This window comes from Nonomuraea sp. NPDC003201 (genome assembly GCF_053590415.1).
The window spans coordinates 18,155-37,482 of record NZ_JBSFTC010000009.1; the positions used below are offsets into that span (position 1 = coordinate 18,155).

A 19,328-nucleotide genomic window follows, 5' to 3' on the forward strand; every position below is an offset into this window, starting at 1 on the left:
GCGTCACTTCACCCGGTCGGTGAGGAGGGCGATGGAGTGCTGGGCCGAGCGGATGCGCCGGATCCGCTCCTCGTCCTCCCCGCCCAGCTCCAGCCCCTCCTCCGCGATCTCCCCGAACGCGGCGAACGAGGCCAGCCGCTGCCGCACGACCTTCTCGAAAGCGTCGTCCTCGATGCGGTAGTACGTGGTGCGCTCGCCCGGCCGGGTGCGCCGCCGGACGAGGCCGATGGAGGTCAGCAGGCGCAGGTTGGACGTCATGGACGCCCGGCTGGCCCCGATCGCGTCGGCGATCTCGCCGGCGGACTGCTCGGCGGGGGTGCAGATCAGCAGCCAGCCCAGCACGCGGCCGGTGATGGGGGCCAGGCCCCAGGCGTCGCCGCAGAAGGTCGCCACGCGCTCGACCCACTCGAGCGTCCGCTCGCGGTCGTCGGAAGGAGCCATGGGTTCAGTTTAGGCTGAAACAACTGTCACCCATGCCACCTCGATCGCCGGGCCTCAGCGCGGGATCCAGTCCTTCCACACGATCTTGTTGTCCCGCACCCACCGCTCGGCGGCCTGCTCGGCGGTCATCTTCTCGTTGATCATGTCGCTGGCCACGGAGTTCTGGTCGTCGTTGGTCCAGATGAAGTTGCGGACCAGCTCGTACGCCTTGCCGCCGGTCTGCGCGAACTTCTTGCTGACGATCTTGTCGAGCAGGTACGGCGGGTAGTCGCACGCGACCCGCTTGGCGTCGTCGTCGCAGCCCAGGGCATAGGGCGGCAGCGCCACCTTGACCAGTTTGACCTTGGTGAACAGCCATTGCGGCTCGTAGAAATACAGCAGCAGCGGTGTCCGGTTCTTGGTGGCGAACTCGGCCGCCTTGATCAGCGCCGCCTCGCTGCCCGAGTAGACGACCTTGTAATTGAGCCCGAGGTTCTTGATGAGCACCTCGTCATTCGTCACGAATGTCGGATCTCCGTCCAGGACCTGTCCGGCATTTCCGGTTTTGTCGGTCCGGAAAAGGTGCACGTACTTATTGAGGTTTCGGTAGTCCGTAATGTCGGGATATTTCTTCACCATCCACTCGGGGACGTACCACCCGATGACGCCCTGGTTCCCCGTGAGCCCGGCCGACAGAGCGACCTTCTTCTGCTCGATGAACTTCTTTTTCAGGTCGTTGTGGCCCCAGTTCTCGACGATCACATCGACCTTGCCGTCCTCGAAATCCTCCCAGGAATCGCTCTCCTTCATGGGCCGCTTGTGCACCGAGTAACCCAGCTCGTGTTCGAGCAGGTACGCCAGCACGGCGGCCTGGGCCTCGTACCCGACCCAGCCGTGGATGTCGATGTTGACGACGCCCTTCGACACCTTGGCGGAGCCGGGCTCCTCGCCGGAGCAGGCGGTCGTCAGCAGCAGGGCCGCGACCAGCGGCCCGACGAGCTTGTTCGTTCGCAACATGAGGGTCTCCCGGTGACCGCGGCCCCGCCCGGGGCCGCGGTCAAGAGGGGGTCACTTGGGGATCCAGGCCTGCCACTTGGCGGTGTTGGCCTCGATCCACTTCTTGGCGGCCTGCTCGCCGGTCAGGCCGTTGTTGGTCATGTCGTTGGCGACGGCGTTCTGGTCCTCGTTGGTCCAGCTGAAGTTCTTGACCAGCTCGTACGCCTTGCCGCCGGTGTCCGCGAACTTCTTGCTGACGATCTTGTCGAGGTCCATCTCCGGGTAGTCGCAGGCGACCTTCTTGGGGTCGGCGTCGCAGCCGTCGGTCCAGGCCGGCAGGTTCACGCGGACCAGGTCCACCTTGTCGAAGAGCCAGTGCGGCGTCCAGAAGTAGAACAGCAGCGCCTTCTGCTGCTCCTGTGCCTGCGTGGCGGACTTGAGCAGGGCCGCCTCGCTGCCGCCGGTGACGACCTTGTAGTTCAGCTTCAGGTTCTTGACCAGGGCCTCGTCGTTGGTGACGTAGCTGGGGTCACCGTCGAGGAGTTGGCCCTTGCCGCTGGACTCCGAGGTCTTGAACAGGGAGGCGTACTTGTTGAGGTTCTTGTAGTCGGTGATGTCCGGGTACTTGTCGGCCATCCACTTCGGTACGTACCAGCCGATGATGCCCTTGTTGCCGGTGGAGCCGGCCTCGGCCGCGACCTTCTTCTCCTCGATGAACTTCTTCTTCAGGTCCGGGTGGCCCCAGTTCTCGATGATGACGTCGACGTCGCCGGTCTCGAAGCCCTCCCAGGCGAGCTGCTCCTTGATCTCGGGCAGCTCGACGTTGTAGTGGAGCTCGTTCTTCAGCAGGTACGCGACGACGTTCGCGCTGGCCTCGTAGCCCACCCACGGGTTGATCGCGATCTTCACGGTCCCGGTGGCGGTGCTCGATCCGGAGGCCGCCGGGGCGGCGGAGGAGCTGGGAGAGGTCTCGACCTTGGCTCCGCCGCAACCGACAGCGGCGAGTCCAAGGGCGAGAAGGCCTGCGAGCAGGCGAATCTTCATGTGGTTTTCCTTTTTCGGGGGGAGGGGCGCCTGTCGGCGCCCTGCGTGATGCGGTCGAGCATGACGCCGAGCAGCACGGTCGCGATGCCGGCCACGAAGCCCATGCCGAAGTCGGGTCGCTGGGAGAATCCGACGACCACGTCGTAGCCGAGGGCCCCCGCCCCGACCAGACCGCCGACGACCACCATGGCCAGCGTCATCACGATGCCCTGGTTGGCCGCGAGCAGGATCGCCCGCCTGGCCATGGGCAGCTGCACCTTCCACAGGAGCTGGCCCGAGGTCGAGCCCGCCGAGGTGGCCGCCTCGACGACCGTGGCGGGCACGCCCTTGATGCCGTCCTCGACCAGCCGCACCACCGGCGGCACCGCGTAGATGACGGAGGCGAAGATCGCCGTGAACCGGGTGGTCTCGAACAGCGCCAGCGCCGGCAGCAGGTAGACGAACGCCGGCATGGTCTGCGCGGCGTCGAGTATGGGCCGCTGCACGGCCGAATATCGCGGCGAGCGGGCCGCGGCCACGCCGAGCAGCAGGCCGGCGACCAGCGTGACGAACACCGCGACGACGACCGTGGTCAGCGTCTGCATGGTGTGCTCCCAGACGCCGAGCAGCGCGATGGCCAGCAGGCAGACGAGGGCCGTCAGTGCCGCGCGTACGCCGCTGACCCGCCAGGCCACGGCCAGCACCGCCAGGGCGACCAGCCACCACGGGGACGAGGTGAGCAGCGTCTCCAGCGGGTTGAGCAGGACGCCGGTCGTGAGGTCCTTGATGAACGTGGTCACCCCGTACCAGCTGGTCTCGGCCCAGCGGACGGCGTCGTTCACCTCGGCCACGAAGTTGACCGTGAGGCTCTCCGGCCACGTCCCGGGCAGCACGGGAATGAGCGCGACCCCGGCCACCGCCAGCACGCCGGCGGCGACGAGATCGACCGGGCTCGGTTTCGTGTGCGGCTGACGGTGGGCGATCGCCATCATGGTCCGGTCGAGCAGCACCGCCATGATGACGATGGCCACGCCGGCCGGGAGCATGATGCCGACCTGCGCCCGCGACAGGCCGCGGATGATGTCGCCGCCCAGGCCGGGCGCGGAGATCAGGTTGGCGATGACGACCATGGACAGGGCCATCATGATCGTCTGGTTGACCGCCAGCGCCATCGTCGACCTGGCCAGCGGCAGGTAGACCTTGAACAGCGTCTGCCGGCCCGTCGCGCCCAGCGAGCCGGACGCCTCGACGGCCGTGGGCGAGACCTCGGAGATGGCCAGCGCGGTGATGCGGATGGCCGGCGGGATCGAGTAGATCATCGTCGCGATGGCCCCGGCCGGGGCGCCGATGTGGAAGAACAGCGCGAGCGGCGCCAGGTACGCGAACGTCGGCATGATCTGCATGACGTCCAGCACCGGCGTGATCACCCGCCGGACGCGGCCCGAGAGCCCGGCCCAGACACCCAGCGGGATCCCGATCGCCAGCGACAGCAGCACCGAGACCGCGACCAGGGCCAGCGTGTCGACGCTCGACTGCCAGAGCCCCAGGAAGCCGAACGCGCTCACGCCCGCCACCGCGGCCAGCCCGATCCGCCGGCCGCCCGCCAGCCAGGCCAGCGCGCCCATGACGCCGGTGATGCCGGGCCAGCCGAGCGCGTACAGGACGGACTGGAAGAGGCCGTACAGCCAGCCCACGAAGAGCCGGATGTAGTTGAGGAAGTACAGGAAGAGCGGGTTGTCGTTGCGGTGGTCGTCGATCCACTCGCGCAGGTCGGTGACGGCCAGGAACTGCGGCGCCTCCTTGTCGTGCGGCAGCGTCGCCGTGCCGCGGAAGACCAGGTACGCCACCACGAAGAGGACCGCCACCCCGGCGGGGACCGCCCACCTCGGCACCTTCAGCCGGGACGAGGGCGTGGTGACCGCGGTGGAGCTCATGCCTTCACCGAGACGTCCGCGCCGGACAGGAAGGTCAGCAGGTCCACGCGGTCCACGACGCCCACGAGGTCGTCGCCGTCCACCACCCTGATGGGGCGGGAGGAGGCGGACGAGGCGCCGATGGCGTCCATGATGAGCGTGGTGGCCGGGAGGACGGGCCCGTCCAGCGGCTCGCCGGACTCGGGCTCGCGGCAGATCCAGCGCAGCGTCAGCACGTGGCTCCTGGGCACGTCGCGGACGAAGTCGGCCACGTAGTCGTCGGCGGGCGCGCCCACCAGCTCCTCCGCGGTGCCGAGCTGCACGATCGAGCCCGCCCGCATGATCGCGATCCGCTCGCCCAGCTTCAGCGCCTCGGACAGGTCGTGCGTGATGAACACCATCGTCTTGCCGACTTCCCGGTGCAGGCGGATCACCTCGGCCTGCATGTCACGCCTGATCAGCGGGTCGAGCGCGCTGAACGGCTCGTCGAACAGCATCACCTGCGGGTCCACGGCCAGCGCGCGGGCCAGGCCGACGCGCTGCTGCATGCCGCCGGAGAGCTGGTCGGGGTAGGCGTCGGCGTACCCGTCGAGGCCCACGAGAGAGAGGATCTCCGCCGCCCGCGCGTGCCTGGCCGCCTTGGCGGTGCCCTGGATCTCCAGCCCGTACGCCACGTTGTCGATCACCTTGCGGTGCGGCAGCAGGCCGAAATGCTGGAAGACCATGCTGACCTGGTGGCGGCGGATCTCGCGGAGCCGGGCGGGGGAGGCGCGGCCGATGTCCTCGCCGCCGATCCTGATCTCGCCCGCGCTGGGCTCGATCAGCCGGGTGAGGCAGCGTACGAGGGTGGACTTGCCGCTGCCGGACAGGCCCATGACCACGAAGACCTCGCCCGGTCGCACCTCGAAGCTCACATCCCTGACGGCGGCGGTGCAGCCGGTCTTCTCTCTCAGTGCGGCCTGGTCGAGATGCCTGTCCTCGCTGTCCAGGACTTTCTGCGCCCTGGATCCGAAGATCTTCCAAAGGCCCTCAACAGTGATGGCCGCGCTGTCGGGAGAATCCCCCACCCTCGCCTCCTTCTTTGACCGCCACAACATATGGCGCGATTAACGGAAATCTCAACGCCGTGACACTCCAGAGACCTCCATGCTCCTGTGGTGTTATGGGATTGGAACGTACTAAAGCCCCACATGGGGACATTCAACTCTTTAAAGGGTTATTTCCCGCTTTCCGATCATGAATCATGGAGCTCCAGGTTTTGGCACTTGAGTCACACGAGTTGCTTTTTGTAGCGTTATGTTCGGGTGGGCCACACTGCTGTGGGATGTGTTCTAATTGGCCGGCACTTAGCTGATTTCCCATGGGACACAGCCCCCTCAAATACGCCGATTCGGGCGAGGTGCGTTCGGTGACTACAGCGTTGGGTGAGAGGCAGGCCAGTAACGGCAACTGGCGGCTGAGCAATTGGCGCGTCCGCGCGCGCCTTGTCGCCCTCATCCTGATCCCGACGGCCGCCGCCGTCCTGCTCGGCGGCATCCAGGTGCTCGCCAGGACGTCCGCCGCCGGTGACTACGCGCGTACCAACCAGTTCGCCCAGCTCTCCGCCGAGCTGGGTGCGCTCACCCACCAGGTCGCGGCCGAGCGGGCCACGACCGCCTGGTACATCGCGCGCAACCGGCCGGCGGGCATGCTCTCCACGGTGCAGGCCCAGATGGACCAGGCCGACCTGGCCGTCAGGCAGGTGCGCGGCACCGCCGGGCAACTGCTGACCGAGGTCAGCGGCCGTAGCGCCGACCAGCTCGAGAACCTGCTCAGCCGCCTGGACGACCTGACCGGCCTGCGCAAGCAGGCGCTGGAGGCCAACCTGCTCCCGGGCCCCGCCGTCGAGCTCTACACGACCGTGATCGGCGACCTGCTCTCCGTCCACAACGAGCTGATCAAGGACAGCGTGGACGACGAGCTGTTCCGCCAGACCCGCATGCTGAACGCCCTGGCCAGGGCGAAGGAGAGCGTCTCCTACCAGCAGGCGCTGGTCACCGCGGTGCTCGTCGAGGGCGCGTTCGACCAGGACCAGCTCAAGCGCTTCCTCGGCGAGCAGTCCAAGGAGCTGAACGAGCGCAAGGCGTACTCGACCGAGGCCACCGCCGACGAGCGCCGCTTCTTCGACGAGACCGTCAACGGCAGGTCCGCCGACCGCATGCTGTTCCTGCGCGAGCTGGTGCTGATCAGGAGCACGAAGGGGCTGCCGCTGCGCGGCCTCGACCTGAGCAAGCGCGACGACGCCAAGGAGTGGTTTGACGCGGCCAACGTGGTCGTCGACTCCATGCGCGAGGTCGAGGAGCGCCAGGCCCAGGGCATCGTGGCACGCAGCGAGGCGCTCAGCGCGGATGAGCGGCAGCAGGCGTTCGTGACCGCGGGCGCCGTGCTCGCGCTGCTCGTGGCGGTCCTGCTCATCACCACCGGGGTGGCCAGGTCGCTCGTGCGGCCGCTGCGCCGCCTGCGCGGCGAGGCGCTGGAGATCGCGGGCAGGCGGCTGCCGGACTTCGTCCAGCACCTGCGCGAGTCCCGCGACGGCGCCGTCCAGGCCGAGGTCCCGCCCATCGGGATCTTCTCCAGGGACGAGGTCGGCGAGGTCGCCCGCGCGTTCGACGAGGTGCACCGCGAGGCCGTACGGCTGGCGGGCGACGAGGCCAAGCTGCGGGCGAACGTCAACGCCATGTTCGTCAACCTGTCCAGGCGCAGCCAGACGCTGGTCGAGCGGCAGCTCACGCTGATCGAGCGGCTGGAGCGCGGCGAGCGCGACGACACCCGGCTCGGCGACCTGTTCAAGCTCGACCACCTGGCCACGCGCATGCGCCGCAACAGCGAGAACCTCCTGGTTTTGGCCGGCCAGGAGGCGGCCCGCAAGTGGAGCGAGCCGGTCGAGCTGATGGACATCGTCCGGGCCGCGCTCGGCGAGGTCGAGAGCTACGACCGGGTCAGCATCCAGGTCCAGTCGGACGTCGCCATCGCCGGCCAGGCCGTCACCGACGTGGTGCACCTGCTGGCCGAGCTGGTCGAGAACGCGGTCTCGTTCTCCTCGCGGGACACCAAGGTCATCATCTCCAGCAGCCGCATCGACACCGGCTCGCTGATGTTGTCGGTCACCGACCACGGCATCGGCATGAGCGCCGAGGAGCTGGCCGAGGCCAACTGGCGGCTGGCGAACCCACCCGTCGTGGACGTGTCGGTGTCGCGGCGCATGGGCCTGTTCGTGGTCGGCCGGCTGGCCCTGCGGCACAGCATCCGCGTCCAGCTGCGCATGCAGGACATCGGCGGGCTGACCGCCATGGTGCTGATCCCGCCCGCGCTGCTCACGGCGGTGTCGGGCGCGATGCCGGGTGCGGTGCCCGTGCCGGCGCGCATCCCGGTGCCCAGGCAGGCCCACCCGCCGACACCGGCCGCGCCCTTCCCGGGGCACCCGTCCTTCGGGACCCTGCCGCCCGCCGACCCTTTTCCCGGGCCCCCGCACGGGCATCCGTCGCTGGACATCATGCCCGCGGCGCCCGAGCCGTCGTCCTGGTTCAGCTCGTCGCAGGCGCACTCGGTCGAGCAGCTACCGCCGGACCTGGGCGGGCCGGCGGACTCCTACCCGTCGTTCGCCACCCCGCCGGCGCAGTCCAAGGACGAGGAGTTCCTGCCCATCTACTCCGCCGTCGAGGGGAGCGGCTGGTTCACCAAGACGACACCCACGGCCGACCATCGCGACCCGGCCTGGTCCTCACCCGCCGATCAGGGCTGGCAGGCGGCCGGCGCGGCCGCCGAACCGGCGCAGAACGGCATGACCAACTCAGGCTTGCCGAAGCGGACTCCGAGGGCGAATCTGGTACCGGGCACCGCGAGTCCGAAACCCCCGACCGCTTCCGCTCCTCCCGTGTCGCCTGACCGGTTGCGCAACAGGCTGGCCAGCTACCAGCAGGGCGTGCGCAAGGGTCGCGCCGAGCTCGAGGAGGACTCATGAAGGAGCTCAGCCAGGCGGCCAGGGACATGAACTGGCTGGTCAGCAGCTTCGTCGACGAGGTCCCCGGCGTGGCGCACGCGGTGGTCGTGTCCGCCGACGGGCTGCCGATGGCGTACTCCAGGGGCTTCCCCAAAGACCGCGCCGACCAGCTGGCCGCTATCGCGGCCGGGCTCGTCAGCCTCACGCAGGGGTCGGCGCGCGTGTTCGAAGGCGGCGGGGTCACCCAGACGCTCGTCGAGATGGACCGCGGCCTGCTGCTGGTCATGTCGATCAGCGACGGATCCTGCCTGGCGGTGCTGGCCGCGCCCGACTGCGACATGGGCCTGGTGGCCTATCAGATGACGATCCTGGTCGAGCGCGCCGGGCAGGTGCTCACGCCTGCCGTGCGGGCGGAACTGTCGGCGGCGCGTCCGTGATGGGATCCCGCTGCGGCCGGACAGACAGGGTGATGGGAGTAGACGTTGGCATCGTGGCACAACGATGAACCGGAGCCGGAGCGCAGCTCGCTCGTCCGGATGTACGCCGTCACCGGTGGCAGGACGACTCCTCGTACGGAGCTCGCCATGGAGGCCCTGGTATCGTCGGCCACCTCGGCACGACTCGGCATGACGTACACCCGTGAATATCGCGCGATCAGCGAGCTGTGCCGGCAGGTGCGCTCCGTGGCGGAGATCTCCGCGCTGCTGGGCGTTCCTCTCGGGGTGGCGAGGGTGCTGGTGGCCGATATGGAGGCGGATGGGCTGGTGAGGGTGTACCAGCCCCAGCTGGACGCGGGCCTTCCCGACAGGGGCCTGCTCGAAAGGGTATTGAGTGGACTTCGCAGGCTCTAGCCGGCTCACCTCGACGAAGATCGTCGTGGCGGGTGGGTTCGGTGTAGGGAAGACCACGTTCGTGGGCTCCGTGTCCGAGATCATGCCGCTGACCACGGAGGCGGTGATGACGGACGCGTCCGAGGGCATCGACGACATCGGGCTCACGCCGGGCAAGACCACCACCACCGTGGCCATGGACTTCGGGCGGCTCTCGCTGGACCAGGACCTGATCCTCTATCTGTTCGGCACGCCGGGGCAGCACCGGTTCTGGTTCATGTGGGACGACCTCGTCCGCGGCGCCATCGGGGCCGTGGTGCTGGTGGACTCGCGGCGGCTGGCCGACAGCTTCCCGGCCATCGACTACTTCGAGGAGTCCGGCATCCCGTTCGTCATCGGGGTGAACGGCTGGGACGGGGTGTTCCCGCACAGCGAGAGCGAGGTGCGGGAGGCGCTCACGCTTTCCCCGCACATACCGGTCATCCGCACCGACGCGCGGGCGCGGCCGGCGGTCAGGAACACCCTCATCGCGCTCGTCGAGCACGCGCTCGCCGCGCGGGCCCACTGACTACCGCGCCGACCACCAATTCCCGGCGACCAGCTCGGCCACCAGCGTCTCGGTGAGCAGGGCGACGTCCGGGTCGTCGTCGTGCGCGTACCTGACGGCGGCCCTGGCGTCCTTGACCTCGCCGCCCACCGTGACCACCGTGGAGCCGCGCTCGCGCACCCAGTCCATGGCCTGCTCGGTGTAGCGGGAGCCGGGGTAGAGCAGCGCGCGGTAGTCGAGCGTCTTGGTGAGGTAGACGTCCACGTGTGACCAGTCGCCCGTCTCGCACGCGTCGGCGGGACGGCGCGGGCCCTCGCGGAACATCAGCGCCGACTGCTCGGCCGACGACAGCCGCTCGGCGGGGGCGACGGTGTAGACGCCGCGATCGCCGTCCAGCAGCTCCATGGTCATGGGAAGCCATTCGTCCCTCCTGTCCAGGAGGTCCGTCGTGGCCTCGGCGGCCCGCTCCAGCAGCTTCGGCAGGTCGCGACCCGTCCCGGTGAGGTGGGCCTCCAGGGCCAGGAGGAGGGCCAGGGTGTGCTGGAACGTCCGGCAGGCGACGCCGCCGCGCTCCTCGCCCGCGCGCATGTCGACCACCAGGTCGGCCCGCTCGGTGAGAGGGGAGCCCTGGATGTTGGTCAGCGCCGCCAGGTAGGAGGGGCCGCCCGTGTACCGTTCCACGGCGTCGAGGGTCTCCCTGCTCGAACCGGTGGCCGAGATCGGGACGACCAGGGTGTCCGCGGCGGCCGGGTAGGTGGCCTCCGCGGAGGCGTAGTCGGCGTACGCGTCCACGCCCGCCCGGCGCAGGCGCAGCGCGGCCACGCCCGCGGCGTACCGGGAGCTGCCCATGCCCAGGAAGAGCACCCGGGTCAGGCCCGGGGGGAGCGCCGCGAACGGGTTCTCCTCCCTCAGGGCGGCGGCCAGGCCCCTGAGCGCCGCCGGCTTGGCCTCCAGGTCGGACAGGTAGAGCTCGGAATTCACGTGATGTTCTCCTCTTGGTACCAGGTGCGCAGGACGCCCATGGGGGCGTAGCGCCAGCGGGGCAGGTGGCGGGCGGCGTAGATGAGCTCGCGGCACTCCTGCTCCACCTCGAACGGCCGGACCAGCCTCTCGTCGAGCAGGTCCGGCCGGTCCTTCTCGGCCAGGCGGGCCCGGTAGGCGGCCAGCAGCCCGGCGCGCGCCTTCGCCGCCCAGGCCGCCGCCGCGCCGGGGTCGGTGCCCCTCCGCTTGATCGCGACCTGGGCCACGTGCTCGATGCTCGTGGTGAGCTGGGCCACGTCCCTGGCGGCCGGCTGGCACGGGTCGGCGTCGGTGACGGTGGGATTGCCGTCGAAGTCGATCACCGCGTAGCCGTCCCGCCATTTGAGGATCTGGCCCACGTGCAGGTCGCCGTGGATCCTGATGCGGGGGCCGGTGATCGGCGCCTGGAGCGCGGCCAGCTCGCGCCGGATCGCCGGGGTCCGCGTGGCCAGCCACGCGCCGTCCTCGCCGTCCGTGAGCGCGAGCGCCTCCGCGAGCGCGGCCTCCGCTCTGGCCGCCGTACCCGCGGCGCCGGGCTTCCGCGCGGGGGTGGGGAGCGTGGCGAGGGCGAGGTGCAGGTCGGCGGCGAGGCGGCCGAGCACGGGGGCGAAGTCCGTGGAGCCGGCCTCGGCCTCGTCGACGCACCACTCCCAGCCGTCGCGCGCCTCCGGAAGGTAGCCCGTGACCAGGGCCAGGAGCTGCTCGGTCCCGTCCACAGCGCGGGTCAGGGCCGCGTAAGGGGGTGCTGTGTCGTTGAACCCCGCCTCAACGAGGTGGGCGAAGACCTCTGGGGTGGGGTGGGGCAGGGGGACGGGCGGGGTGATCCACTTGACGACGACCTTCTCGTCCACGATCACCGAGTAGTTCGTCTGGTCCACGTGCGCGCCGAAGTCCCGCTCACCTGGGGCCCCAGTGTGGAGATCTCCAAGGCTGTACGAGAGGGTGGGCAGCGGGAGGAAGCGCCGCACCGCGAACGGCGGCGGCACCTCACCCTCCAGCAGCGGGAGAAGTGCGGCGCTGACACCCCGGTCTCGGGCCGTGAGGGGCCTCTCACCGAGAGAGAGCAGCCGATCTGCTATTGAATCCCAATTCAACTCGTAGACCAAACTTCCAGGTAGCAATGTCAGCAAAAGTCTTGCTCATGTTGATTTCCCCTGCAACACTCCTGCTCTGGTCTGCTGTGTCCGGTAAGGTCGCGCGACCCCTCAAAACTGCACAAAATCCAGAAGGAGTAGCGGCCGTGTCCCGTATCCGGTTCACCCGTCGTCTCCCGGTCGCTGTCACAGCGGCCGGCCTCGCGCTCGCCGTCGCGGCGTGCGGCGGTGAGTCGTCGACCAGCTCAGAAGGCACGACGCCGGCGGCGGCGGACCAGCTCAAGCCCAACGCGGACCTGTCGCAGCAGTCGCTCCAGATCACCGTCTGGCCGGGTTACACGCCCGAGGAGTTGCCGGCGAAGGTCAAGGCGAAGCTCAAGGTCAAGGACATCAAGGTCGCCCTGCACGACACCAACGAGATCGCGATGACCAAGCTCACCGCCCCCGGTGACAGCGGCATCGACGTGGCGTTCGTGTCCGGCCAGTACGCCCAGGCGCTCAACGCGGCGGGCCTGCTGGAGCCGATCCACCCCGAGCTGATCCCCAACCTGGCCAACCTCTACCCGGAGGCCACCCAGCTCTCCTATGACAAGGGCAACAAGTACTCGGTGCCCTACACCTGGGGCACGACCGGCATCTGCTACCGCTCCGACCTGGTGAAGTCCGAGCCGACGAGTTGGAACGATCTGCTCAAGCCCCCGGCCTGGGCCGACAAGAAGGTCACCATGATGACCACCGAGCGCTGGCTCGCGCTGCCCGCGCTCAAGGCCCTCGGCTACTCGGTCAACACCGACAAGGACGACGAGATCGCCAAGGTCAAGGACCTCCTCGTCGCGCAGAAGCCCCACCTGCTCACCTACGACGACACCACGTTCGGCGACAAGCTGAAGTCCGGCGAGGCCGTCATGGTCGAGGCGTGGGACGGCTGGTGCCCGACCACGGACCCGAAGGGCAACATCAAGTTCAAGGTGCCGAAGGAGGGCAGCGACCTCTGGGTGGACACCATGGTGATCATGAAGTCCTCCAAGAACAAGGAGGCCGCGCACGCCTTGATCAACTACATCCTCGACCCCGAGATCCACAGCTGGGCCGCCGAGAACATCAACTACAAGGTCCCGAACAAGGCCGCCATGGAGCGGGTGCAGGTCGCCAAGGGCTCGCTGCTCGACATCAAGCCCGCCGAGCTGCTCAACGGTGAGTCGATCATCGACCTGGGCCAGGCGTCGACCAAGTTCACGCGCCTGTCGACCGAAATCACGGCGCAGCAGTAAACGGTGAAGTCTGAGGTCAAGGCCCGGCCGGCGTCCAAGGGACGCCGGCTGGGCGCGTTCGTTTTCCTGTCACCCGGCGTCACCTATCTGATCGTGCTGCTGCTGGTGCCGCTCGCGCTGGTGCTCAGCAACACGGTGTTCCAGCGCGGCCGCTTCGGCGGCGTCGTCTACGAGTTCACCACCGAGAACTTCGAGCGCCTGGTCGATCCGCTCTACCTCGGCGTGGTGGGCACCTCGCTGAAGATCGCGACCCTGACGACGCTGATCGCGCTGCTGATCGGCTATCCGACGGCCTACCTGATCGCCCAGCTGCCGCCGAAGTGGAAGACGGTGGCGCTGGTCGCCATCGTGCTGCCGTTCTGGACGAACTTCATCATCCGCGTGTACGCCTGGATCATCCTGCTGAGCGGCCCCGGCGTGGTCAACTCGCTGCTGGGCACGGACCTGGAGCTGCTCTACAAGCAGGGCACGATCGTCACCGGGCTGCTCTACTCGTACCTGCCGCTGATGGTGCTGCCGCTCTACTCCGCTATCGAGCGGCTCGACCCGCAGCTCAGGGAGGCCTCGGCCAACCTGGGCGCCTCGGCGTTCACCACCTTCAGGAAGGTCACGCTGCCGATGACGGTCCCGGGCGTGATGACCGGGTGCCTGTTCGTGTTCGTGCCGAGCTTCGGCAACTTCGTCATCCCCGAGATCCTCGGCGGCAGCAAGTCGATCATGGTGGGCAATCTGATTCGCGACCAGTTCCTGAAGGCCCGCGACTGGCCGTTCGGCTCCACGCTCGCGCTGGCGCTCATCGCGGTGCTGATCGTGCTGCTCATCGTGCAGGCCAGGGTGGCGCGCCGTGCGTAGGTCAAAGCTCCTGTACGTCCCGTTCTGGGCCACGTACGTCTTCCTGTACCTGCCGATCGTCGTGCTCGTCGTCATGTCGTTCAACTCCGGCAAGTCGGCGTACACGTACGAGGGCTTCAGCCTCAAGTGGTACGGCGAGCTGGTCAACGACAAGCTGGTCAGGGACGGCCTGGTCAACACGCTGATCGTGGCCACCGGCTCCACGGTGATCGCCACCGTGCTCGGCACGCTGCTGGCCGTCGGGCTGGCCCGGCACACCAGGTCCAAGACGCTGGACGCCATCGCGCTCATGCCGGCGGTCCTGCCCGACCTGGTGATCGCGATCGGCCTGCTGCTGTTCTACGGCCTGATCCAGCTCACGCTCGGCCTGTACTCGGTGATCCTCGCCCACGGCCTGTTCGCGATGGCGTTCGTGGCCGCGGTGGTGCGCACCAGGCTGACCAACTCCGACACCTCGCTGGAGGAGGCCTCGCGGGATCTGGGCGCGGGGCCGGTCACGACGTTCTTGAAGATCACGCTTCCGCAGCTGACGCCGGGCATCGTCGCCGGCGCGCTGCTGGCGTTCACGCTGTCGCTGGACGAGTTCGTGATCGCTTTCTTCACGATCGGCAACAGCGACCAGACGCTGCCGATCGTGATCTATTCGATGATCCGTTTCGGGGTCACCCCGAAGATCAACGCGCTGGCGGCGATCCTGCTCCTCGTGAGCTTCACGGCGGTGATCGCCGGGCAGCGCATGACGAAGATCGGGGAGAGACGTGCTCAGGATTGACGGGATCACCCGCAGGTTCGGGGAGGTCACGGCGCTCGACGAGGTGTCGCTGGAGATCGGCCAGGGTGAGTTCTTCGCCCTGCTCGGCCCTTCGGGCTGCGGCAAGACCACGCTGCTGCGCATCATCGCCGGGTTCGAGACGCCCGACCGGGGCACGGTGACGCTGGACGGCGAGGACCTGCTGTCCAAGCAGCCGAACCGGCGGCCGATCAGCCTCATGTTCCAGTCGTACGCGCTGTTCCCCCACATGACCGTGGCCAAGAACGTGGCCTACGGCCTGGAGCGCGAGCGGCTGCCCCGCCAGGAGGTGAAGCAGCGCGTCGGCGAGGTGCTGGAGACCGTCGGGCTGTCGGCGCACGCGGACCGCAGGCCCGCCCAGCTCTCCGGCGGCCAGCGGCAGCGGGTCGCACTGGCGCGTTCCATCGTCAAGCGGCCCCGCCTGCTGCTGCTCGACGAGCCGCTGTCGGCCCTGGACAAGAAGGTCCGCGCCGACATGCAGCTGGAGCTCAAGCGGCTGCAGCACGAGGTGGGCATCACGTTCGTGGTGGTCACGCACGACCAGGAGGAGGCCATGTCGCTGGCCGACCGCATCGCGGTCTTCGACAGCGGCAAGGTGCGGCAGGTGGACGAGCCGATCGCGCTCTACGAGCGGCCCCGCACGGCGTTCGTGGCCGACTTCGTCGGCGCCAACAACCTCTTCCACGGCACGGCCAGCGGCCTCGACGGCATCAAGACCGAAGACTTCGGCATGCTGGCCGGCGCCCCGCTCGAAGAGCTCGAGGCGGGCGCCAAGGCGCTGCTGGCGATCCGGCCGGAGAAGGTCGAGCTGGCCGGCGAGAGCGCCACCCGCGGCCTCAAGGGCAGCGTCCTGGACGTCAGCTTCTACGGAGGCGTGTCGCACATCTCCGTGGACGTGCCGGGCCACGTCAAGCCGGTGCTGGTCGCCGTGCAGGGCGCGAGCACGGTGAAGGCGGGCGCGAAGGTCAAGGTGCGCTGGAAGGCCGAGGACGCGGTCATCATGGCGGTCGACCGGTGAGCTCAGCGGGCCAGGTCGTTGCCCGTGGCAGCGCGGGCGTACGAGAGGATCAGCTCGGCCGCCTCGGCCGGGCCGATCACCGGGTGCCTGGCCGTGATGCGGTAGCCGTACGCGTCCTCCAGCGCCACCAGGTTGCGGGCGATCGTCAGCGAGTCGGCGCTCAGCCTGAACACCCCCAGCGCGGCGCCGGTGTCCAGGACCGCCTGGTACATCGAGACCTGGCGGTCGTAGAGGGAGGTGAGCAGCACGCCGTAGACCCGGTGGCGGCCCGCGGCCCCGCCCAGCTCGTTGAGCAGGCGGACGTCGGGGTCGAGCGAGCCGGTCGGCAGTCCGGACTTGATCGTGAGCACCAGCTTCTCGACCGGGTCGGTGAGCGTGGTGAGCTGCCGCACGCGCTGCTCGTAGAAACGTTCCATGCCCGCGTGCTGCGCCTCGACCAGCAGTTCGCTGAGGTCGGGGTAGTGGTAGAGCACCGCGCCGGAGGTCAGACCGGCCTCCTCGGCGACGTGCGAGAGCTGTACGCCGTCGATGCCGTGACGGATGATGGCCCTGCGCGCGGCCTCGATCAAGTCGATGCGCCGGTCACTACGGCTCTTACGCTGAGCCACCCCCACCGCCTTCACTCGTTTGGCTGCTGTTCAGTTAGCCGTGACCATAGTGCCTGTTACTTGACCTTCACGCTAGATCAGTTCTTGAATTCCTCTTCAAATTGATGAGTTTCCCCGGAGTCTCGATGTCTCTCACCATCCTGTTCATGCCGGAAAGCGCCTACGGGCCCACCAACAACTCGATCGGCATCGGCGACATCCTCCGCCGCCGCGGCCACCGCGTCGTCTTCGCCGCGGAGGCGTCGTGGAAGGGCAAGCTCGAAGCGCTCGGCTTCGAGGAGGACCTCGTCGACCTCGCCCCGCCGCCCGAGGACGCCGCGGAGGAGCAGGACCCGGGGCAGTTCTGGAAGGACTTCATCCGCGAGACCGCCCCCGAGTACCGCAAGAGCACCCTGGAGCAGCTCGACACCGTCACCAAGCCGATCTGGGACTCGCTGATCGACGGCGTGAAGTACTGCGAGCCGCAGCTCAAGGCGATCATCGAGCGCGTCAACCCCGACGTGATCGTCGAGGACAACGTGATCACGTTCCCGGCGCTGCTCACCGCGGGCAAGAAGTTCGTCCGCATCGTCTCCTGCAACCCGCTGGAGGTGCGCGGCGAGAACATCGCGCCGGTCTTCTCCGGCCTGCCGGCCGACGACCGCTCGGAGTGGGCGGCCTTCCGCGCCGAGTACGACCGCACCCACCGCGAGCTGTGGGCCGCCTTCAACGAGTGGTGCGTCGAGCAGGGCACCGAGCCGCTGCCCGACCTCGACTTCATCCACGAGGGCGACCTGAACCTCTACGTCTACCCCGAGATCCTCGACTACGCCGACGCCCGCCCGCTCGGCGACTCCTGGCACCGCCTCGACTCGTCGGTGCGTGAGACGGATGAGGCGTTCACGCTGCCCTTCGAGCGCAGGAGCTCGCGACGAGAGAGCGACGGAGGAGCCAACGAGGAGCGAAGCGGGCGCGACCATGAGCACGCGCGCACCGAGGGGTCGCTGGTCTACTTCTCGCTCGGCTCGCTGGGCTCCTCCGACGTGGAGCTGATGCAGCGCGTCATCGACGTGCTGGCCACCACGCCGCACCAGTACATCGTCTCCAAGGGCCCGCTGCACGAGGAGATCAAGCTCGCCGACAACATGTGGGGCGCGGAGTTCCTCCCGCAGACTAAGATCATCCCACTGTGTGACCTGGTCATCACGCACGGCGGCAACAACACGACCACCGAGGCGCTGCACTTCGGCAAGCCGATGATCCTGCTGCCGCTCTTCTGGGACCAGTACGACAATGCCCAGCGGGCCGACGAGCTGGGCTATGGTGTCAGGCTCTCCACCTACACCTTCACCGACGAAGAACTGAAGGGCGCGGTCGAGCGGCTGCTCGGGGACACCGAGCTGCGCGCCCGGCTCGCCGCCGCGGGCGAGGAGATCAGGGGTCGCGACGGCCTGCGCAAGGCCGCCGACCTGATCGAGCAGCTCGGCCAGTGAGGACATGAATTTCCATGCGTGAACTGATCAACCCCGCCACCGGGCTGCCGTGCGCCGAGATTCCCGACACCCCGGTGGAGGGCGTCTCGGCCGCCGTCGACCGGGCCCGCGCGGCCTTCGAGGAGTGGTCGCAGACCACCCCGGCCGACCGGGCGCGGCTGCTGCTGCGGGTGGCCGACCTGGTGGAGGCCGACGCCGAGGAGCTGACCAGGCTCGAGGTGGAGGAGACGGGCAAGCCCGCGTCGGTGTTCAGGGACGGCGAGCTGCCGTTCGCCGCCGACAACCTGCGCTTCTTCGCCGGGGCCGCCCGTTCCCTCGAAGGCTCGGGCGCCGGTGTCTTCAGCCCCGGCTACACCTCGGTCCTGCTGCGCCGTCCCGTCGGGGTGGTGGGGTCGATCGCGCCGTGGAACTTCCCGTTCGTCATGGCCGTCTGGAAGGTCGGGCCGGCGGTGGCCGCGGGCAACGCCGTGGTGATCAAGCCGGCCCCTCAGACGCCGCGTACGACGTTGCGGCTGGCCGAGCTGTTCGCCAAGGCGGGCGCGCCCGACGGGCTCGTCCAGGCGATCACCGGGGACGCCGAGGCCGGCCAGGCGCTGGTCACCCACCCGGGCGTGGACATGGTCAGCGTCACCGGCTCCACGGAGACGGGCCGGGCGGTCATGACCGGGGCCGCGGCCACGCTCAAGCGGGTGCACCTCGAGCTCGGCGGCAAGGCGCCCGCGCTGGTCTTCGAGGACGCCGACCTCGCGGAGATGGCCCGCGGGGTGGCGATGGGGGCGACGTACAACACCGGGCAGGACTGCACGGCCGCCACCCGCGTCTACGTCGCCCGCGAGGTGTACGCGGACGCGATCGAGGCACTGCGGGCAACTCTTGCCGAAATAACCGTCGGTGACCCCTGGGACCCGGCCACGGACATCGGCCCGCTGATCTCGGCCGCGCACCGGGACCGGGTGCACGGGTTCGTCTCCAGGGCCGGCGGGCGCGTGCTCCACGGAGGCGCCCCGATCGACGGCCCCGGATTTTTCTACCCGCCCACGCTCGTGACCGACGTCGCCCAGGACAGCGAGATCGTCCAAGGTGAACTTTTCGGACCCGTGCTCGTGGCGCTACCGTTCGACGGCGAGGACGAGGCGGTCAGACTGGCCAACGACACGCGGTACGGTCTGGCCTCGTCGGTGTGGTCGCGTGACGTCTCCAGGGCCATGCGCGTCTCACACCGGCTCGATGTGGGCGTGACCTGGGTGAACGACCACCTGCCCATCGCCAGCGAGGCGCCGCACGGCGGGGTGAAGGGCAGCGGGTTCGGCAAGGACATGAGCCAGGAGGCGGTGCAGGAGTATTCGGTGACGCGGCACCTGATGGTGAAGCACGCGGCACCGGTCGAGCGGGATTCGTTCCGGCCCGCCTGAAGACGTGTACGGCGATATGTTGCCCAAAGTGACCCTTTGGGCACGTGTGATGGGATATGTTCGGTTGGCCGATCTGGTACGGG

18 protein-coding genes are annotated in these 19,328 nt (G+C 68.7%); 10 read left to right on the plus strand and 8 right to left on the minus strand.

What is annotated here, in order from left to right:
* Window positions 1-3 precede the first annotated feature (3 nt).
* Genes ACWDX9_RS06430 through ACWDX9_RS06450 form a run of 5 tightly spaced genes read right to left on the minus strand, consistent with a single transcriptional unit; the run spans window position 4 to window position 5,449 of the window.
* Window positions 4-441 (minus strand): GbsR/MarR family transcriptional regulator, encoded by a 438-nt coding sequence (locus ACWDX9_RS06430; RefSeq protein ID WP_449949735.1) that lies wholly within the window; start codon window positions 439-441, stop codon window positions 4-6.
* A 54-nt stretch (window positions 442-495) separates the two neighbouring features.
* Window positions 496-1,437: an ABC transporter substrate-binding protein gene (locus ACWDX9_RS06435; protein WP_449949738.1), complete on the minus strand. Its 942-nt coding sequence runs from the start codon at window positions 1,435-1,437 to the stop codon at window positions 496-498.
* A 51-nt stretch (window positions 1,438-1,488) separates the two neighbouring features.
* Complete coding sequence (locus ACWDX9_RS06440; RefSeq protein WP_449949741.1) at window positions 1,489-2,460, minus strand: ABC transporter substrate-binding protein; 972 nt, start codon at window positions 2,458-2,460, stop codon at window positions 1,489-1,491.
* Window positions 2,457-4,373, minus strand: a complete 1,917-nt coding sequence (locus ACWDX9_RS06445) for an ABC transporter permease (protein ID WP_449949742.1) — start codon at window positions 4,371-4,373, stop codon at window positions 2,457-2,459. The genes ACWDX9_RS06440 and ACWDX9_RS06445 overlap by 4 nt, the downstream gene beginning before the upstream one ends.
* Window positions 4,370-5,449, minus strand: a complete 1,080-nt coding sequence (locus tag ACWDX9_RS06450) for a quaternary amine ABC transporter ATP-binding protein (protein ID WP_449949745.1) — start codon at window positions 5,447-5,449, stop codon at window positions 4,370-4,372. Before ACWDX9_RS06450 ends, ACWDX9_RS06445 begins: the two co-directional genes overlap by 4 nt.
* 311 nt (window positions 5,450-5,760) lie before the next feature.
* Here ACWDX9_RS06450 and ACWDX9_RS06455 point away from each other — a divergent pair, with 311 nt between their 5' ends.
* The 4 genes from ACWDX9_RS06455 to ACWDX9_RS06470 all read left to right on the plus strand — a co-directional run bounded on the left by ACWDX9_RS06455 (window position 5,761) and on the right by ACWDX9_RS06470 (window position 9,729).
* Entirely contained in the window at window positions 5,761-8,352 is a 2,592-nt protein-coding gene (locus tag ACWDX9_RS06455; protein ID WP_449949747.1) for a nitrate- and nitrite sensing domain-containing protein, read from the plus strand.
* Window positions 8,349-8,768, plus strand: coding sequence for a roadblock/LC7 domain-containing protein (locus ACWDX9_RS06460; protein ID WP_185071497.1), 420 nt, complete (start codon window positions 8,349-8,351; stop codon window positions 8,766-8,768). Before ACWDX9_RS06455 ends, ACWDX9_RS06460 begins: the two co-directional genes overlap by 4 nt.
* A gap of 99 nt (window positions 8,769-8,867) precedes the next feature.
* Window positions 8,868-9,182 (plus strand): DUF742 domain-containing protein, encoded by a 315-nt coding sequence (locus ACWDX9_RS06465; RefSeq protein ID WP_350730360.1) that lies wholly within the window; start codon window positions 8,868-8,870, stop codon window positions 9,180-9,182.
* The gene (locus ACWDX9_RS06470) at window positions 9,163-9,729 is read left to right on the plus strand and encodes a GTP-binding protein (protein WP_363962879.1); all 567 of its coding nucleotides are present in this window, start codon (window positions 9,163-9,165) and stop codon (window positions 9,727-9,729) included. The genes ACWDX9_RS06465 and ACWDX9_RS06470 overlap by 20 nt, the downstream gene beginning before the upstream one ends.
* Here ACWDX9_RS06470 and ACWDX9_RS06475 read toward each other — a convergent pair whose 3' ends face one another.
* Both ACWDX9_RS06475 and ACWDX9_RS06480 read right to left on the minus strand, forming a co-directional pair.
* Window positions 9,730-10,689 (minus strand): SIS domain-containing protein, encoded by a 960-nt coding sequence (locus tag ACWDX9_RS06475; RefSeq protein ID WP_449949749.1) that lies wholly within the window; start codon window positions 10,687-10,689, stop codon window positions 9,730-9,732.
* Window positions 10,686-11,714 (minus strand): hypothetical protein, encoded by a 1,029-nt coding sequence (locus ACWDX9_RS06480; RefSeq protein ID WP_449949752.1) that lies wholly within the window; start codon window positions 11,712-11,714, stop codon window positions 10,686-10,688. Before ACWDX9_RS06480 ends, ACWDX9_RS06475 begins: the two co-directional genes overlap by 4 nt.
* A 254-nt stretch (window positions 11,715-11,968) precedes the next feature.
* Between ACWDX9_RS06480 and ACWDX9_RS06485 the strand changes: the two genes are divergently transcribed.
* The 4 genes from ACWDX9_RS06485 to ACWDX9_RS06500 are packed head-to-tail and all read left to right on the plus strand — an operon-like array spanning window position 11,969 to window position 15,753.
* Window positions 11,969-13,093 (plus strand): polyamine ABC transporter substrate-binding protein, encoded by a 1,125-nt coding sequence (locus tag ACWDX9_RS06485; RefSeq protein ID WP_449949755.1) that lies wholly within the window; start codon window positions 11,969-11,971, stop codon window positions 13,091-13,093.
* 3 nt (window positions 13,094-13,096) lie between these two features.
* Window positions 13,097-13,945, plus strand: a complete 849-nt coding sequence (locus ACWDX9_RS06490; RefSeq protein WP_350730233.1) for an ABC transporter permease — start codon at window positions 13,097-13,099, stop codon at window positions 13,943-13,945.
* Complete coding sequence (locus tag ACWDX9_RS06495) at window positions 13,938-14,717, plus strand: ABC transporter permease (RefSeq protein ID WP_355207130.1); 780 nt, start codon at window positions 13,938-13,940, stop codon at window positions 14,715-14,717. The genes ACWDX9_RS06490 and ACWDX9_RS06495 overlap by 8 nt, the downstream gene beginning before the upstream one ends.
* Window positions 14,704-15,753, plus strand: coding sequence for an ABC transporter ATP-binding protein (locus ACWDX9_RS06500; protein WP_449949758.1), 1,050 nt, complete (start codon window positions 14,704-14,706; stop codon window positions 15,751-15,753). The genes ACWDX9_RS06495 and ACWDX9_RS06500 overlap by 14 nt, the downstream gene beginning before the upstream one ends.
* A gap of 2 nt (window positions 15,754-15,755) precedes the next feature.
* On the opposite strand, the gene ACWDX9_RS06505 is transcribed toward ACWDX9_RS06500, so the two are convergent.
* Window positions 15,756-16,361, minus strand: a complete 606-nt coding sequence (locus tag ACWDX9_RS06505; protein WP_449949761.1) for a TetR/AcrR family transcriptional regulator — start codon at window positions 16,359-16,361, stop codon at window positions 15,756-15,758.
* Between the two features lie 125 nt (window positions 16,362-16,486).
* On the opposite strand from ACWDX9_RS06505, the gene ACWDX9_RS06510 reads away from it, so the two are divergent.
* Window positions 16,487-17,833, plus strand: coding sequence for a glycosyltransferase (locus tag ACWDX9_RS06510; protein WP_449949764.1), 1,347 nt, complete (start codon window positions 16,487-16,489; stop codon window positions 17,831-17,833).
* Between the two features lie 14 nt (window positions 17,834-17,847).
* Window positions 17,848-19,245, plus strand: a complete 1,398-nt coding sequence (locus ACWDX9_RS06515; protein ID WP_449949767.1) for an aminobutyraldehyde dehydrogenase — start codon at window positions 17,848-17,850, stop codon at window positions 19,243-19,245.
* The last annotated feature ends 83 nt before the right edge of the window (window positions 19,246-19,328 follow it).